The organism is Chromohalobacter sp. HP20-39 (assembly GCF_033052815.1).
In the GTDB taxonomy this organism is placed as follows: Bacteria; Pseudomonadota; Gammaproteobacteria; order Pseudomonadales; family Halomonadaceae; genus Chromohalobacter.
In genome coordinates this window covers 1-263 of record NZ_JAWHTP010000781.1, presented here as the reverse complement: position 1 = coordinate 263, position 263 = coordinate 1, and the positions used below count along the sequence as shown (strand labels likewise).

Annotated in this window: 1 protein-coding gene; it reads left to right on the top strand. The window is 52.1% G+C overall.

Features of this window, described 5'->3' with window-relative positions; all coding sequences use genetic code 11:
- Positions 1-263 (top strand): lipid II flippase MurJ (locus tag RVY79_RS20090; RefSeq protein ID WP_317466342.1); only part of this gene is annotated, 263 nt, incomplete at both ends.

Below are 263 nucleotides of genomic sequence, written 5' to 3'. Positions count from 1 at the left end.
CAGTGGCAATCATGATGAATACAACCGTTTGATGGACTGGGGGTTGCGTCTTTGTTTCCTGTTGGCGCTGCCGAGTGCGGTTGCGTTGGGCATTCTTTCCGGTCCGTTGACCGTTTCGCTGTTCCAGTACGGTAAATTTACCGCGTTTGATGCGCTGATGACCCAGCGGGCGTTAATTGCCTACTCGGTGGGTTTGATTGGCCTGATTGTAGTGAAAGTGTTGGCTCCTGGCTTTTATTCCCGCCAGGACATTAAAACGCCAG